The sequence below is a fragment of the Morococcus cerebrosus genome (assembly GCF_022749515.1).
Taxonomy (GTDB): domain Bacteria; phylum Pseudomonadota; class Gammaproteobacteria; order Burkholderiales; family Neisseriaceae; genus Neisseria; species Neisseria cerebrosa.
The window spans coordinates 115,387-131,105 of the sequence record NZ_CP094242.1; the positions used below are offsets into that span (position 1 = coordinate 115,387).

At 52.7% G+C, this 15,719-nt stretch carries 12 protein-coding genes and 1 pseudogene; 8 read left to right on the plus strand and 5 right to left on the minus strand.

Annotated elements, in window-relative coordinates; all coding sequences use genetic code 11:
• Positions 1-422 precede the first annotated feature (422 nt).
• From tsf to MON37_RS00555, 3 genes are all read right to left on the minus strand, one after another.
• Entirely contained in the window at positions 423-1,277 is an 855-nt protein-coding gene (tsf, locus tag MON37_RS00545; protein WP_039407120.1) for a translation elongation factor Ts, read from the minus strand.
• A gap of 123 nt (positions 1,278-1,400) precedes the next feature.
• A complete protein-coding gene (gene rpsB, locus MON37_RS00550; RefSeq protein ID WP_003759405.1) occupies positions 1,401-2,129 on the minus strand; it encodes a 30S ribosomal protein S2 in 729 nt (242 codons plus the stop codon).
• A 173-nt stretch (positions 2,130-2,302) separates the two neighbouring features.
• Positions 2,303-2,545 (minus strand): hypothetical protein, encoded by a 243-nt coding sequence (locus MON37_RS00555; RefSeq protein ID WP_019270049.1) that lies wholly within the window; start codon positions 2,543-2,545, stop codon positions 2,303-2,305.
• 77 nt (positions 2,546-2,622) lie between these two features.
• On the opposite strand from MON37_RS00555, the gene MON37_RS00560 reads away from it, so the two are divergent.
• The 3 genes from MON37_RS00560 (at position 2,623) to MON37_RS00570 (ending at position 5,747) form a co-directional block, all read left to right on the plus strand.
• The gene (locus tag MON37_RS00560; protein WP_039407125.1) at positions 2,623-3,213 is read left to right on the plus strand and encodes a 5-formyltetrahydrofolate cyclo-ligase; all 591 of its coding nucleotides are present in this window, start codon (positions 2,623-2,625) and stop codon (positions 3,211-3,213) included.
• Between the two features lie 95 nt (positions 3,214-3,308).
• Complete coding sequence (locus MON37_RS00565; protein WP_039407128.1) at positions 3,309-3,896, plus strand: GNAT family N-acetyltransferase; 588 nt, start codon at positions 3,309-3,311, stop codon at positions 3,894-3,896.
• Between the two features lie 375 nt (positions 3,897-4,271).
• On the plus strand, positions 4,272-5,747 hold the full coding sequence (locus MON37_RS00570) for a malate:quinone oxidoreductase (protein ID WP_039407131.1): 1,476 nt from the start codon (positions 4,272-4,274) through the stop codon (positions 5,745-5,747).
• Positions 5,748-6,085: 338 nt separating this feature from the next.
• Here the strand turns inward: MON37_RS00570 and amgK are convergent, their stop codons facing one another.
• A complete protein-coding gene (amgK, locus tag MON37_RS00575; RefSeq protein ID WP_039407134.1) occupies positions 6,086-7,090 on the minus strand; it encodes an N-acetylmuramate/N-acetylglucosamine kinase AmgK in 1,005 nt (334 codons plus the stop codon).
• 69 nt (positions 7,091-7,159) lie between these two features.
• Between amgK and MON37_RS00580 the strand changes: the two genes are divergently transcribed.
• The 5 genes from MON37_RS00580 (at position 7,160) to MON37_RS00600 (ending at position 14,034) form a co-directional block, all read left to right on the plus strand.
• On the plus strand, positions 7,160-9,568 hold the full coding sequence (locus MON37_RS00580; protein WP_167333225.1) for an LPS-assembly protein LptD: 2,409 nt from the start codon (positions 7,160-7,162) through the stop codon (positions 9,566-9,568).
• Positions 9,565-10,551, plus strand: a complete 987-nt coding sequence (locus MON37_RS00585; protein ID WP_039407140.1) for a peptidylprolyl isomerase — start codon at positions 9,565-9,567, stop codon at positions 10,549-10,551. Before MON37_RS00580 ends, MON37_RS00585 begins: the two co-directional genes overlap by 4 nt.
• A gap of 983 nt (positions 10,552-11,534) precedes the next feature.
• Complete coding sequence (locus MON37_RS00590; protein ID WP_242883707.1) at positions 11,535-12,035, plus strand: phosphatase PAP2 family protein; 501 nt, start codon at positions 11,535-11,537, stop codon at positions 12,033-12,035.
• Positions 12,035-12,985: a YheT family hydrolase gene (locus MON37_RS00595; protein ID WP_039407146.1), complete on the plus strand. Its 951-nt coding sequence runs from the start codon at positions 12,035-12,037 to the stop codon at positions 12,983-12,985. Before MON37_RS00590 ends, MON37_RS00595 begins: the two co-directional genes overlap by 1 nt.
• 74 nt (positions 12,986-13,059) lie before the next feature.
• Positions 13,060-14,034, plus strand: coding sequence for a S49 family peptidase (locus MON37_RS00600; protein WP_039407148.1), 975 nt, complete (start codon positions 13,060-13,062; stop codon positions 14,032-14,034).
• Positions 14,035-14,421: 387 nt separating this feature from the next.
• Here the strand turns inward: MON37_RS00600 and dnaJ are convergent.
• Positions 14,422-15,557 (minus strand): annotated as a pseudogene (gene dnaJ / locus MON37_RS00605) (molecular chaperone DnaJ).
• Positions 15,558-15,719: the final 162 nt, after the last annotated feature.

Consider the following 15,719-nt stretch of genomic DNA (forward strand, 5'->3'; position numbering starts at 1 on the left):
TGCTTTCTTTGGGTGGATAGCGCCGAGTGAGCAGGGCGAACTGACTATTCGATAACGGTGGTATTTTGCTCCGTAAACGGCATATTCTGTGTTAAAAATACTCGCAAGATGTCCAATCTTGTTGCGCTTTTTGCCTTGAATCTGCCGTTTTCTGTACCAAAAACTGACTCGTTCCAAACGATCAGTTCACCCTGTGGCGCTGCTTCAATTCGGGGAAAGGGCGTTTGATTTTTCAGACGACCTTTCGGGATGTTTGGCTGACAGGATAACGCGTTTTCCGTAGGTGTATGGGTTTGGATAAATTATTAAGTGTTGATTCTGATGAAATATTTTCTGTTCGACAGTATTTTAAACAGTGTAACTCTCAAAAAAAAGCACCCTGATTCGTTTGGAATCCAGGTGCTTTCTTTTTCATTTCTGCCTTACACTTTAGCAGCAGCGGCAACTTCGGCTGCGTAGTCGACAACGGCTTTTTCGATACCGTCGCCTACTTTGTAACGTACGAAGCTGATGATTTCAGTGCCGTTTTCTTTAGCGAATTGGGCAACAGTTTGGTCAGGGTTCATTACGAATGCTTGGCCGTTCAGGGTGATTTCGGCCAAGAATTTGCGGATACGGCCTTCAACCATTTTAGCGGCGATGTCGGCAGGTTTGCCGGAAGCGATGGCTTGCTCGGTGTAGATGTGGCGTTCTTTTTCGATGGTTTCGGCATCTACTTCGGCTTCGGTTACGCATTGCGGTTTGGCGGCAACGATGTGCATACCGATTTTACGCGCTACGTCTTCAGAGCCTTTGAACTCAACCAATACGCCTTCGGTAGCCAATGCACCGTGGATGTAGGCAACCAGTTGGTTAGCGGTATCGATCACTTGGAAGCGGCGGACAGACATGTTCTCGCCCAATTTGGCGATGATTGCTTTGCGTTCTGTTTCAACCAGTTCGCTCAGTTCTTCAACGGTAGCCGGTTTTTTCTCGGCAGCGGTTTTCGCAACGAAGTTGGCGAATTCTACGAAGCCTGCGTCTTTGGCAACGAAGTCGGTTTCGCAGTTTACTTCAACCAATGCGCCGACATTGCCGTTGATGGCGTAAGCCAATACGCCTTCGGCAGCGGTACGGCCAGCCAGTTTGCCGGCTTTCGCGCCGGATTTGATGCGCAGGATTTCTTCGGCTTTTTCGAAGTTGCCTTCGGCTTCAACCAAGGCTTTTTTGCATTCCATCATGCCCAGGCCGGTAGCGGCGCGCAGGTCGGCAACCATTTTTGCAGTAATTTCTGCCATTTTGAATCTCCTAGATTTTGGGGAAACGCGGGGTATCCGCGTTTGGGAATGGGGTCGTCTGAAAAGGCTTTTCAGAACGGGATTTGAGAAAAGGGGCATAACGCCCCTCTTCGGTTTGCCGGATTACTCGGCAGCAGCTTCTTGGGCAGCGGCTACGGTTTCTTGCAGCGCTTGGTTTTTGCCTTCCAAAACTGCGTCGGCGATGCCGCGGCAGTACAGGCGGATGGCTTTGGCGGAGTCGTCGTTACCAGGGATGACGTATTTCACGCCGTCAGGGCTGTTGTTGGTATCGACTACGGCGATAACGGGGATGCCCAGTTTTTCAGCCTCGACCAAAGTACCTTTTTGGTAGCCGGTATCGATAACGAAAATCGCGTCAGGCAGGCCTTTCATGTTTTTGATACCGCCCAAAGAACGTTCCAGTTTTTCAACGTCGCGTTGCATTTCCAGAATTTCTTTTTTGTTGAAACCGCCTTCGGCAGCGTTTTCCAAAGCGGCGGTTTTTTCTTCCAGGCGTTTGATGGATTGCTTAACGGTTTTGTAGTTGGTCAGCATGCCGCCCAACCAACGGTGATCGACGAAAGGCATACCGGCGCGGGTAGCTTCTTCGCGGATGATTTCACGCGCTTGACGTTTGGTGCCGACAAACAGCACGGTGCCTTTGTTGGCAACCAGACGGCGTACGGCTTCTTGCGCTTCTTGGAACATCGGCAGGGTTTTTTCCAGGTTGACGATGTGGATTTTATTGCGCGCACCGAAAATGTATTGTGCCATTTTCGGGTTCCAGAAACGGGTTTGGTGGCCGAAGTGAACGCCGGCTTCAATCATCTGACGCATAGTAATTTGAGACATTTTATTTCCTTGAAAGGGTTAAGAGCACACATTCAATCGCATAGAACTTGATAGGCTGCGCCTATTGTCAAGCACCCTTCGGCGAAAGTGGGCATAAGTTTTAAAAAATAGTGTGTTTCCGAAATGGAAAACTGACGGATTATAGCGGATAAGGGGTCGTCTGAAAAGGGATTTTATGCACTGCCGTCCTGTTTGCCGCCTTCTTGTCCGGATGCGAGGCGGCTTTGTTCGAATGCTTCCTTTTCCTGCTGCTTCATCAGGCGGTTGCGGCGGCGGATGGTGACGGTGAAAACGGTAAACGCGACGGGCAGGACTGCCCAAAAAACCAAATAAATCAAAGCGCGCGCGATGCTGGGCTGGGCGGCGGAATACATGACGGCGACGAAGAGGTAGCCGATAAGGACGATATGCCACATGGCGGAATCCTGTTTTGATGTTAACGGAGCGTTTATAATCGCCGTATTCTACAACAACACTCAAAAGGTCGTCTGAAATGAGGAATGAGGAAAAACACGCCCTGCGCCGAGAATTGCGCCGCGCCCGCGCGCAGATGGGGCATCAAGGGCGGCTGGCGGCGGGGCAAACGGTTAACCGCCTGCTCAAACGTTATATCAAGAAGGGGCAGAAGATCGGCGTGTATTGGCCGATGGGCAGCGAGCTGCGGCTGGACGGCTTTGTCCGAGCGGCGCAAAAACGCGGCGCCAAACTCTATCTGCCTTATATCGAACCGCGTTCGCGGCGGATGTGGTTCACGCCCTATCCTGCCGACGGAGTGAAACAAGAACGCAAACGAGGCAGGGCGAAGCTGCATGTGCCGCAGTTTACGGGACGCAAAATCCGCGTACACGGTTTATCGATATTGTTTGTCCCGATTGTCGGCATGGACCGCGAAGGCTACCGCTTGGGGCAGGCTGGCGGCTATTACGACGCGACGCTCGCGGCGATGAAATACCGTTTACAGGCAAAAACCATAGGCGTAGGCTTCGCTTGTCAACTGGTTGACACGCTGCCGCGCGAACCGCACGACCTGCCGCTGGACGGGTTTGTATCGGAGTCGGGCGTGCTGGTGTTCAAACATCATTAATCAATAGCTTTCAGACGACCTCAAAGATGCCGTCCGTTAAGACACTATACAAAGGTCGTCTGAAAACTCAAATCTTCAAATACAAAGGAAACCCCATGGCTGATTTTTCATCTGTTCCCGTTTTGTCCTTCGACCGCGTCCGTCTCGAACCTTTGACAGCGGCACACGAAGCCGGTTTGCGCGAAGCAGTTTGCGACGGCGAAGTTTGGAAGCTGAACGTAACCAGCGCACCCGAACCCGACCAAGTGGCGGACTACATCCGCACCGCCACGCAAACCCGCCTCGCCTTTGCCGTCATCGACGAAGACACGGGCAAAATCGTCGGCTCGACCTCACTTTACCACATCGACCCCACCATCCCCCGCCTCTACATCGGTTTCACATGGTACGCCCTGTCGGCACGGCGCACGCGCATCAATACCGCCTGCAAAATCATGTTGCTCGACTACGTCTTTGACACTTTAAACTGCCGCTGCGCCTGTTGGCAGACCGACAACCTCAACACCGCCTCCCAACGCGCCATCGAACGCCTGGGCGCACACCAAGACGGTATCTTGCGCTGCCACAAATTGCGGAAAGACGGCAGCGTGCGCGATACGGTGGAATACAGCCTGCTGCGCGAAGAATGGCCGCAGGCAAGGGTAAAACTGCTCGAAAAAGCGGCAGCTTATGACGCGTCCTGAAAAAACGTTTTCTTCTTCATTTTTTCATCAAAACACGTCCATCTTGCTGACAATCTGAAGTCTTTAAGAAGTGAATGAAATCAGGCTCACCCCCGCCAAACACCTGATAAATAAAGGTCGTCTGAATGTTTCAGACGACCTTTTCAAACTGCGTTTATGTAAATCCAAACAGAAAATCTTTGCAATTCTCAGAAAAATCCACTAAATTCTCAATAACATATTATGAACGGTTTAACATCGGTTCAAAACGTAAAACCCGCGCGCAATCTTCCACGCCAAAAACACCGCGCCAGCAGGTTTTACCGCCGAAACAGGCGTTCGTAATACAACGGATAATCATAAAGGCAGGATATGCCTGTTTCTAGGAGTACAACCATGGCTGAAGCAACAGATGTTGTCTTGGTGGGTGGAGGCATTATGAGCGCGACTTTGGGCGTTTTGCTCAAAGAACTCGAACCGTCTTGGGAAATCACCCTTATCGAACGCTTGGAAGACGTAGCGTTGGAATCGTCAAACGCTTGGAACAACGCCGGCACAGGGCATTCCGCGTTATGCGAGCTCAATTACGCCCCGCTCGGCGCAGACGGCACCATCGACCCGACCCGCGCCCTCAATATTGCCGAACAATTCCACATCAGCCGCCAGTTCTGGTCATCGCTTGTCGAAGAAGGCAAAATCACCGACAACTCCTTCATCCATACCGTCCCGCATATGTCGCTGGTCATGAACACCGACCATTGCGACTATCTGCAAAAACGTTTCGACGCCTTCAAATCCCAAAAACTCTTCGAACGGATGGAATTCTCCACCGACCGCGCCAAAATCGCCGAATGGGCGCCGCTGGTCATCAACGGTCGTAAAGAAGGACAACCCGTCGCCGCCAACTACTCCGCCGAAGGCACAGACGTCGATTTCGGCAGCCTGACCCGCCAAATGGTGCAATACCTGCGCGAAAAAGGCGTCAAAACCGAGTTCAACCGCCACGTTGACGACATCAAACGAGAATCCGACGGCGCATGGGTGCTCAAAACCAGTGACACCCGCAACCCTGACGGACAGCTCACTCTCCGCACCCGCTTCCTCTTCCTCGGCGCAGGCGGCGGCGCACTGACCCTGCTGCAAAAATCCGGCATCCCCGAAGGCAAAGGTTACGGCGGCTTCCCCGTTTCCGGACTGTTCTTCCGCAACAGCAACCCCGAAACCGCCGCGCAGCACAACGCCAAAGTGTACGGACAAGCCTCCGTCGGCGCGCCGCCCATGTCCGTCCCGCACCTCGACACCCGCAACGTGGACGGCAAACGCCACCTCATGTTCGGCCCTTACGCAGGTTTCCGCTCCAACTTCCTCAAACAAGGCTCGCTCATGGATTTACCCCTGTCCATCCACTTGGACAACCTCTACCCCATGCTGCGCGCCGGCTGGGCAAATATGCCCCTGACCAAATACCTCTTGGGCGAATTGCGCAAAACCAAAGAAGAACGCTTCGCCTCCCTGCTGGAATACTACCCCGAAGCAAACCCTGACGACTGGGAACTCATCACCGCAGGTCAACGCGTTCAAATCATCAAAAAAGACTCCGAAAAAGGCGGCGTCCTCCAATTCGGCACCGAAATCGTCGCCCACGCCGACGGCTCGCTCGCCGCACTCTTGGGCGCATCCCCCGGCGCATCAACCGCCGTACCTTTGATGATCAAGCTCATCCACCAATGCTTCCCAAGCCGCATTTCCTCATGGGAAGGTCGTCTGAAAGAGCTTGTTCCCGGCTTCGGCATCAAGCTCAACGACAACCCGCAGCTTGCCGAAGAAATCATCAGCCACAACGCCAAAGTATTGGGTATCCATTATCAATGATGGGAAAGTAATGATGAAAACAGCGTATCCCTGAGATACGCTGTTTTCATGTGTGGATAGAATGGAAATGCCCATCGTTGGCAGTGCCAGCATAAAACCAATAAAGTCAGCTATACATGGCAAACCTGAACAAAAAGGCTCAGCCGTCATTCCCATCTACGCGGGAATGAAGGTACCGATGTTTTGATTGTTGCCGGATCAAGCTTAAATTGGCACAGTGGACAAACCCGAATTCACATATATAAATATAAAGAATATAAAAGGTCGTCTGAAACCCCATTTCAGGATTTTCAGACGACCTCTTTCATCATCAAGAATGGCACAAAGCCATCTGCCTTTTAAAACGTAAACCCGGTTTCCAATTCATCATCGCCGACCAGTTCGACCAACAGCGCATACAACGGAGCAAGCTCGGTGTAGCGGCGGGAGGTGCGGCGCAGGTAGTTGAGGAAACGCGGGATTTCGGGGCGGTATTTGTCTTTGCCGTCGCGGTAGTACAGGCGGGCGAAGATGCCGGCGACTTTCAGATGACGCTGTACGCCCATCCATTCAAACCAGCGGTAAAACTCGTCAAACGCGGCGGGTACGGGCAATCCGGCGGCGCGGGCTTTTTCCCAGTAACGGATGACCAAGTCCAATACGAATTCTTCTTCCCATTCGATGAAGGCGTCGCGCAGGAGGGAAACCAAGTCGTAGGAAATCGGGCCGTAGAGTGCGTCTTGGAAATCGAGTACGCCGGGTCGGTCGGTTGTGAGCATGAGGTTGCGGACGATGAAGTCTCGGTGGACGTACACCTGCGGCTGGGCAAGCAGCGGCGGCAACAGAGTGTCTACGGTTTGCTGCCAAAGCTGGCGTTGTTTGAAGTTGAGTTCGCGTCCGAGTTCTTTGGCGACGAACCATTCGGGGAAAAGGTTGATTTCGCGCAGCATGATGTCGCGGTCGTACTCGGGCAATTCGCCCGCGCGGCTCGCTTTTTGCAGCTCGACCAGTTCGTCTATGGCTTCAAGCAACAGGACTTTGTGTGCATCCGTGCCTTGCTCTTGCTGCATGGCGGTCAGGAAAGTGGTGCTGCCCAAGTCGTTGAGCACCATAAATCCTTGCGCTTCGTCGACGTGCAATACTTGGGGAACGTTAAGCATATTGAAAAGTTTTTGCACTTTTAGGTAAGGAGCGACGCTCATTTTATCGGGCGGCGCGTCCATGCAGATGACGGTCTTGCCGTCGGCAAACGTAGCGCGGAAGTAGCGTCGGAAGTCGGCATCGGCGGCGGCGAAGCTTAATTCGAAGTTTTGTTCGGGATAGACGGCGTGAAGCCAATTTTGTAATTCGGTTTGTCGTTGCATAGCGGTGTCGCGGATTTTCAGGTTAAAATAACCGCTATTCTAACTGGCAAACCGATTTAAGGGGCGATTTTGGCTCGTTTATTTTCACTCAAACCATTGGTTTTGGCGTTAAGCGTCGGCTTCGGCGCGGAAGGGGCATATGCGCAAAATGCATCTTTGCCGCAACCTGCCGATTACGAGCCGGTAAAGGCCACCCCGCCTGCGGTTCAAAGCGTGGAGAACCATCGTCCGGCCGATCAGGACAAATTGTCCTTAGGCGATACCTGCCTGTTTTGCCAGCATCAGGCTTCCGAAGCAAACAAGCAACCTGAAATCAAACGCAGTGGCGAAGAAGCCCTGCCGCAGGATTACACCCGCGTGATTGCGGATAGGGTTGCCGGACAGTCGAAAGTCGCTGTCCGCGCCGAAGGCGATGTCATCATCGAACGCAATCAGGAAGTGTTGAACGCCGATTGGGCGGATTATGACCAAACCAGTGATACCGTCAGGGCGGGCGACCGCTTTAAGCTGTATCAAGACGGCTCAACCGTCAGCGGCGATACTTTGGTGTACAACCTGAAAGACAATACCGGCTCGAGCGAATATGTCCGCGTCGATGCCGAAAAAGACGGCCGCCACCTCCAAAGCGTCAGCGAAAAGGCGGAAATGAAAGGCAAAGGGCTGTACAAGCTCATCAATACCAAATTCAATACCTGCTCGCCCGGCGATGCAAGCTGGTACATCAAAGCGAAAAGCATCGAAACCGATCAGGAAACGGGTATAGGCGTGGCAAAAGACGCGTCGCTGGTGTTCGGCGGCGTTCCCGTGCTTTATACGCCTTGGGCGGATTTTCCGCTCAATGGCCATCGCAAGAGCGGTCTGTTGGTTCCGACGCTGGCAACCGGTTCGGACGGTTTGGAACTCGCCCTCCCTTATTACTTCAACCTCGCCCCCAACTTGGACGCCACCTTCCGCCCCGGCATCATCAGCTCGCGCGGCGTGCAGCTTGGCGGACAGGTCCGCTATCTCGAGCCGAAATTTAACGGCGTCATTGACGGCGATTGGATGCCGCACGATAAAAAACGCCACGAAAACAACCGCTATCAAATCAAGTTTGACCACAACCACCAACTGACCGACAAACTCAGCGGCGGCATCAACTTTAATCAGGTTTCAGACGACAATTACTACCGCGACTTCTACGGACGCGAGGACATTGCCAGCAACGTCAACCTCAACCGCCAACTGTGGCTGAACTACGGCGACAATATCTGGGGCGGCTCTTTTGACGGTGCGTTGAACGTACAGAAATACCAAACCCTTGCCAACCAAAACGGTTACAAAGACGAACCTTACGCCATCATGCCGCGTCTGACCGGACGTTGGCAGAAAACCATAGGCAAGGCGAATATCAACGTATTCAGCCAGTTCACCCGTTTCGTCCACGACAGCAAACAAGACGGCAGCCGTACCGTGCTGTATCCCAGCGTCCGTTGGGATTTCAACAACCAATGGGGCTATATCCGTCCGAAAATCGGCGTACACGCGACTTATTACGACTTAGGCTCGTTCGGCAACCAATCCAGCCGCCGCGTCAGCCGCGTATTGCCGATATTCAACGTCGATACCGGCATGACCTTCGAGCGCAACGCCAATGTGTTCGGCAAAGCCTATCTTCAAACCCTCGAACCGCGCCTGTTCTACAACTACATCCCGACCAAGTCCCAAAACGACTTACCCAATTTCGACACCTCGGAAAACAGCTTCTCTTACAACCAGCTTTTCCGTGAAAACCTGTACGTCGGCAACGACCGCATCAACTCCGCCAACAGCCTGACCGCCGCCGCGCAAACCCGATTCCTCAATCCGAACAACGGTGCCGAGCTGTTCCGTGCCGGCATCGGACAGAAGTTTTATTTCAAAAACGACAACGTATTGCTGGACGGCAGCGTCGGCCGTTATGAACGCAGCCAATCCGACTGGGTCGGCTTCGCGCACGGCAAACTGAGCGACAGCATCCATGCCGGCTTCGATATCCACTACAACCAAAACGAAAGCCGCGCCGAAAGCTACGCCGCGACCGTCCGCTACAATCCCGAGCCGGGCAAAGTATTGAGTGCACGTTACAAATACGGCCGCAACGAACGCATTTACCTGCAATCGGACGGCAACTATTTCTACGACAAAATCCGCCAAATCGATTTGGCGGCGCAATGGCCCATCCGTAAAAACCTTTACGCCGTCGCACGTTACAACTACGAAATCCAAGCCAAGAAACCGCTTGAAATCTTGGTTGGCGCGGAATACAAAAGCGATTGCGGCTGCTGGAGTGCGAGCCTCGTCGGACAACGCTACGTGACCGGCGAAAACAGCCGCAAAAACGCCGTATTCTTCAATCTCCAACTCAAAGACCTGAGCAATCTCGGCAACAATCCATTTGAAAAACTGCGCTTGGCCATTCCTGGCTACAGCAAAACCAACGAGGTAGTTACCCCATGAACGTCAAACCCCTGATTCTTGCCGCCGCACTCGGTCTGGCATTGAACGCACACGCAGCCCCTAAGGCCAAAACAGTAAAAAAATCCGTCAAACCCGTCGCTGTTCAGACGACCGATACCGAAACCCGTTCTGACGGCGTACATCTGAGCGACGGCATTGCCGCCATCGCCGACAACGAAGTGATTACCCGCCGCCAACTGGCGCAGGCAGTCGAACGGGCGCGCCGAACCATCCCTAAAGGCACACAAATCGGCGATAACGAATTGCGCGAACAAGTTCTGGCGCAACTCATCAACCAATCCCTGATTATCCAAGCGGGCAAACGAAAGAATATTCAAGCAGATAACGCAGAAATCGAGGCGGTCATTGCCGCCAATCCTTCACTGAAAAACCCGTCTGCCTCTATCCGCCGTGAAATTGCGGACAGCATCATCGCAGAAAAAGTGCGCCAACAGGCAGTCATGCAGCACAGCCGCGTCAGCGATGCCGAAGTTGCACGCGCCATCGAACAGGCGAAACAGCAAGGCATCGCCCTGCCCGAAGGCGAGCCGCTGCGCCAATACAATGCGCAACACATTCTGATTAAGGCAGACAACGAAAACGCTGCGGCCGGCGCGGAAAGCACCATCCGCAAAATCTACGCACAAGCCCGCAGCGGCGCAGACTTCGCCGGTTTGGCGCGCCAATATTCGCAAGACGGCAGCGCGAGCAGCGGCGGTAATTTAGGCTGGTTCGCCGACGGCATGATGGTTCCGCCGTTTGAAGAAGCCGTCCACAAACTCAAACCCGGCCAAGTCAGCCCACCCGTACGCACACAATTCGGCTGGCACATCATTAAGCTGAACGATGTCCGTGACGCCGGCACGCCCGAAGAGCGCCAACGCAACGCCGTACGCCAATATCTGTCGCGCAAAAAAGCCGAACAGGCGGAAATCAACCTGCTGCGCGAACTGCATGAAGGTGCGCACATCGACATACGCTAAGGCGGATGCAGACGTCGTCTGAAAGTTTTTCAGACGACGTTTTGTTTTGCAGTAAGCGGCATCCATCCGAAATCAAGCCGACCCTAATAATATAGCGAGAGAAAGAAAAAACCGTTTTCGTCGTTACCGTCGCATCCAATCAAATATGAATGATGTTTAAAAAGGTTGTCTGAAACCTCGAAATTCAGATTTTCAGACGACATCGTCCTGAATCTATTCCGTTTGCCGGAATAGGCGGCTGCTTGAATATGAGCCTTTTCAGAATCAATAGATTATCTTCACTCAACCGTTTTTTCTTCGGCAGACAAGGGGCGGGAAACCGTAGTGCAGGTTCCGTCCTCGAAATAGATAAGGCATCATCATTTCGTAGGGCGGGTGGCAGGTTTGACAGGTACTAGGTTCGGTTTATCCCACGCAGACTTCAAATTGATAAAAAAGGTCGTCTGAAAAGCAAAATGTTTTTCAGACGACCTTTTGCGGGACGGCATACGGACGGACTACCAGTCCGATCCGCCTGCCCACAGTATGCCGATGGCGGCGACGGATGCCAGGCCGACAGCCACAATCGCCTCTAAAAACAATACTGACACAGACATAATAACCTCCGAATGTTTAATGAAATTATTATCGGAACCATCCGCCTGCCCTGGAGGGAAACGATACGGATGCCGTTTGGTTTGTACGGTCAGAATAACACTCTCTCGCGGTATCCTTATTCGGTTTACCTGATTTTCCAGAGAGGGAAAAGCAATAATTATCAAAAATTAATGCCAAAGACTATCAGTTCGTCCTTCTTGATTGCGAACGCGGTTTGTTTGTCGGATATTTGATTCAAACCTGATTTTTTTCACTGATTTATGCCTGATTTTTTTCTTTTTTTCCGCCGTTTTGTACAAACTGCCATTGTGGTATTTTTGCCTCTTTCTGTTTATATCGGTGCCTATCTGGCAAATGGCGGGAGTTTTGCATTCGAACGTCCGTTGATGCTTGTCATTCACGAGCAGACGGGACAATGGTTTTTTCCGATTGCGCTGTTGCTTCATTATCTGGGTAAAACCGCCGTCGCCGTATCGCTGGTCTGTTTGGCGGCGGTATGCCTGTGGAGGTTTGACAAACTGCGGGCAGCGGTATTTGTGCCTTTGGCGGCATTGTTGCCGACTTTGAATATGCTTTGGATAAAGGCATGGATACAGCGTCCGCGCCCGTTGCTTTGGCCTCGTGCCGTTGAAGAGGCCAATTTTTCGTTTCCGAGCGGGCATAGTACGTTTTCCGCCGCAGTCGCAGTGATGCTGATTCTATTGTGTTATCGGACTGCATACCGCCGTACCGCTTTTGCCGTCGGCATCTTATTTGCCTTGTTGACGGGGTTTTCACGGGTTTATTTAGGCGTACATTATCCGACGGATGTTTGGGCGGGATGGACGAATGGGACGCTGACGGCTCTATTGGTTTATTATGTTGCTTTCAAAAAGGATTTCGAATAATGGAAACCTTATGCCCGAATACGCCCTTATGGCTGCGCAACGGTCATGCGGATACAATATTTGCCAAATTCATTCAACGCCCCGCCCCTGCCTACCGCCGCGAGCTGCTGCCGGACAGTACGGGACGCACTTTGGTTGCCTGTGATTTTGTCGATGCCGCCAATCCTGATGCGCCTTTGGTGGTTTTGTTTCACGGATTGGAGGGCAGCAGCCGCAGCCATTACGCCGTTGAATTGATGCGCGCGGTCATTGAAAAAGGCTGGAACGGCGTGGTGGTGCATTTCCGCAGTTGCGGCGGCGTGGAGAATACCGCGCCTGTGTTTTATCATTTGGGCGATACGCGGGAAATCGGCTTTATGCTGGAAATGCTGTCTGAACGCTACCGCAGGATTTATGCTGCGGGCGTGTCTTTGGGCGGCAATGCGCTGGCAAAATATTTGGGCGAATACGGCAGTCTGGGCATGGCTGCTGTCCCTTACGCCGCTGCCGCCGTCTCTGCGCCGGTGGATGCGGCAGCGGCAGGCACGCGCTTTGATAAGGGAATGTCAAAACTGCTCTACACCCGCTATTTTTTAAAATCTTTATTGCCCAAAGCCGCCGCAACAGGTTTTCAGGCGACCTCGTTGAAAGAATGCAAAACGCTGGGGGATTTTGACGACAGGTTTACCGCGCCGCTGCACGGTTTCGCCGACCGGCATGATTATTACCGCCGCGCTTCGTGCAAGCCTTGGCTGAAAACCGTACGCACGCCGCTTTTGCTGCTCAACGCCGTCAACGACCCGTTTCTACCGCCGAAAGCCTTGCCGACGGTAGAAGAGGTTTCGTCCGCCGTTACGCTGCTGCAACCCCAATACGGCGGACACGCCGCGTTCGTCAGCCACGACAACGGTCGTCTGAACCTGCAATGGCTGCCGCAAACCCTGCTGGCGTATTTTGAGGCATTCGAGTAAACGGAAGGTTTTTCAGCCGGAAATTTCGTTATAAAATGCCCCGTACCTGATTCATTGAAAAACAAAGGAAAATTATGCAAGAAACCAACGGATACCCCGATAAACGTCCGGACGGCCCGGAAGGCCGCTGGGAGCGGGACGTGTTGCGCGACGTACTGCTTGCCGCCTATAAAGAGCAGCGGCGCGCCCGTTTTTGGCGCAACTTCTGGCGGGTTATCGGTGTCCTGCTGTTTGCCACGTTATGGTTCGGTTCTGACGACGGCACTGCCGGACAAGGGCTGGCCGCAGGCAAAGAGCATACGGCAGTCATCACATTGGAAGGCGAAATCGGTGGCGGCATGGACGACCAAGTCAAAATGCTGCGCGACAGCATGGAGGCGGCTTACAGCAATCCGAATGCAAAAGGCATCGTCATCCGCGCCAACAGCCTCGGCGGTTCGCCCGTTATCTCCAATACCGCTTTTAACGAGATACGTCGTTTAAAAAGCGAACATAAAAACATTCCCGTCTATGTTGTTGCTGAGGATATGTGCGCCTCCGGCTGCTACTACATCGCTGCTGCCGCGGACAAAATTTATGCCAACCCCTCCAGCATTGTCGGCAGTATCGGCGTGATCGGCGGCGGTTTCGACGTAACCGGACTGATGGAAAAATTAGGTATCAAACGTCGTCTGAAAACCGCAGGCAGTAATAAAGGCATGGGCGACCCTTTTACCCCCGAAACGCCCGAACAGGGGAAAATCTGGGAAGGTATACTGTCAGATACCCATCAAGAATTCATCAAGGCCGTCAAGCTCGGGCGTGGTGAAAAATTGAAGGACAAAGAGTATCCTGACGTATTCAGTGGTCGTATTTATGTAGGCCTTGAAGCAAAAAAAGTCGGACTGATTGACGACTTCGGCAGCGTTTACAGCATCGCCCGCGATGTCGTCAAAGCCCCTGAGCTGGTCAGTTATATGCCCGAAGACGATTTCAGAAAAATTCTGAGCCGTCGCTTTGGTGCGCAAGTCAAAGCTGAAGTGGAAAAAACATTGTCGAAAATGTGGTAAGGCAATACAAACAAAATGTCGTCTGAAAAGCTTTCAGACGACATTTTGTTTTGGAGGATATTGATTCTGCGGAAAATGAAGAGAGGAATATCGTAATAGCGGTAAGCGGGTATTTACATCCATTTAGAACCGAATTCCTTCATTCGTAGCATGGGCTTTGCCCACGGAAGAGCTGCCCGAATATCGCGTAGCAGATCAACGTTAAACCGGTATCATGTTGTCTCGTCGTAGTCAAAGAACAATTCCCAAAGGTAACTATGCATCAAGTGTATTGGTTGCAAATTATCCGTTCTATTTTTGGCTTTCTTTAAAACAGGTTGGAGAAAGGTCGTCTGAAAGCCGACGATATCAGCTTTCAGACGACCTTTTACTGTTTTCAAACCCGAATCAGTCAAACAGTTCGCCGACTTTGTCCCAGAACGATTTTTGCGCGGGGTTTGGCTGCGGTCGAGGCCGGTGGAGATTTTTTCGAACTCTTCCAGCAACTCTTTCTGGCGGTCGGTCAGGTTGACCGGCGTTTCCACCACAACGTGGCAGTACAAATCGCCCGTCGCGCTGGAACGCAGGGATTTGATGCCTTTGCCTTTGACGCGCATACGGCGGCCGGTTTGCGTTTCTTTCGGGATGTTCAGTTTGACTTTGCCGTCCAAGGTCGGAACTTCGACTTCGCCACCCAAGGCTGCAACGGCGAAGCTGATGGGCAGCTCGCAATGCAAATCCAAGCCGTTGCGCTCGAAGATTTTGTGTTCTTTGACGCGGACGTTGACGTACAAATCACCTGCGGGCGCGCCGTGCGTACCCGGTTCGCCTTCGCCGCTCAAGCGGATGCGTTGACCGTCGTCGATGCCGGCGGGAATGTTGACCTCAACGGTTTTGCTGGTTTTGGTGCGGCCTTCGCCACGGCATTTGACACACGGGTCTTTGATTTCCTTGCCTGTGCCGTGGCAGGTCGGACAGGTCTGCTGCATTTGGAAAATGGCTTGGCGGACGTGTACCGTACCGGAACCGTGACAGGTCGAACAAGTCGATGCGGACGTGCCGGGTTTTGCGCCGCTGCCGTGGCAGACATCGCATTCTTCGTAGGTTGGGATGTTGATGCGTTTTTTGATGCCTTTGGCGGCGTCTTCCAACGTGATTTCGACGCCGACCTGCAAATCCGCGCCTTGATAGTTTGGCTGACGGCCGCCGCCCCCGCCTCCGCCGAACATTTGGCTGAAGATGTCGGAAAAGTCGAAGCCTTGTGCGCCGCCGAATCCGCCAAAACCGCCGAATCCGCCCGCGCCGCCGCCCATGCCCTGCTCAAATGCGGCATGGCCGTATTGGTCATACATGGCGCGTTTTTCTTTGTCGGACAAGGTGTCGTAGGCTTTTTGAACTTCTTTAAATTTTTCTTCCGCCTCTTTGTCGCCGGGATTGCGGTCGGGGTGGTATTTCATCGCCAGCTTGCGGTAGGCTTTTTTGATTTCGTCGTCGCTCGCACCGCGCGCCACGCCGAGTGTTGCATAAAAATCTTGGTTGCTCATGATAGTGATGGTTGTTGATATGTGTAAAAACTAGACCGGATATATGGGTGGGGTGGGGAAAACTCAAGTGTCTGAATGTGAGGTCGTCTGAAAAATACCGTTCTGTTTTCAGACGACCTTTGTCAAACCGACCTAACGACAACCTGCTATAATCCCTCTTTT

What these genes read in the sequence shown, in the direction of transcription:
- tsf (WP_039407120.1), bottom strand. Translation starts at nt 1,277, where the DNA reads ATGGCAGAAATTACTGCAAAAATGGTTGCCGACCTGCGCGCCGCTACC.
- rpsB (WP_003759405.1), bottom strand. Translation starts at nt 2,129, where the DNA reads ATGTCTCAAATTACTATGCGTCAGATGATTGAAGCCGGCGTTCACTTC.
- MON37_RS00555 (WP_019270049.1), bottom strand. Translation starts at nt 2,545, where the DNA reads ATGTGGCATATCGTCCTTATCGGCTACCTCTTCGTCGCCGTCATGTAT.
- MON37_RS00560 (WP_039407125.1), top strand. Translation starts at nt 2,623, where the DNA reads ATGAGGAATGAGGAAAAACACGCCCTGCGCCGAGAATTGCGCCGCGCC.
- MON37_RS00565 (WP_039407128.1), top strand. Translation starts at nt 3,309, where the DNA reads ATGGCTGATTTTTCATCTGTTCCCGTTTTGTCCTTCGACCGCGTCCGT.
- MON37_RS00570 (WP_039407131.1), top strand. Translation starts at nt 4,272, where the DNA reads ATGGCTGAAGCAACAGATGTTGTCTTGGTGGGTGGAGGCATTATGAGC.
- amgK (WP_039407134.1), bottom strand. Translation starts at nt 7,090, where the DNA reads ATGCAACGACAAACCGAATTACAAAATTGGCTTCACGCCGTCTATCCC.
- MON37_RS00585 (WP_039407140.1), top strand. Translation starts at nt 9,565, where the DNA reads ATGAACGTCAAACCCCTGATTCTTGCCGCCGCACTCGGTCTGGCATTG.
- MON37_RS00590 (WP_242883707.1), top strand. Translation starts at nt 11,535, where the DNA reads ATGCTTGTCATTCACGAGCAGACGGGACAATGGTTTTTTCCGATTGCG.
- MON37_RS00595 (WP_039407146.1), top strand. Translation starts at nt 12,035, where the DNA reads ATGGAAACCTTATGCCCGAATACGCCCTTATGGCTGCGCAACGGTCAT.
- MON37_RS00600 (WP_039407148.1), top strand. Translation starts at nt 13,060, where the DNA reads ATGCAAGAAACCAACGGATACCCCGATAAACGTCCGGACGGCCCGGAA.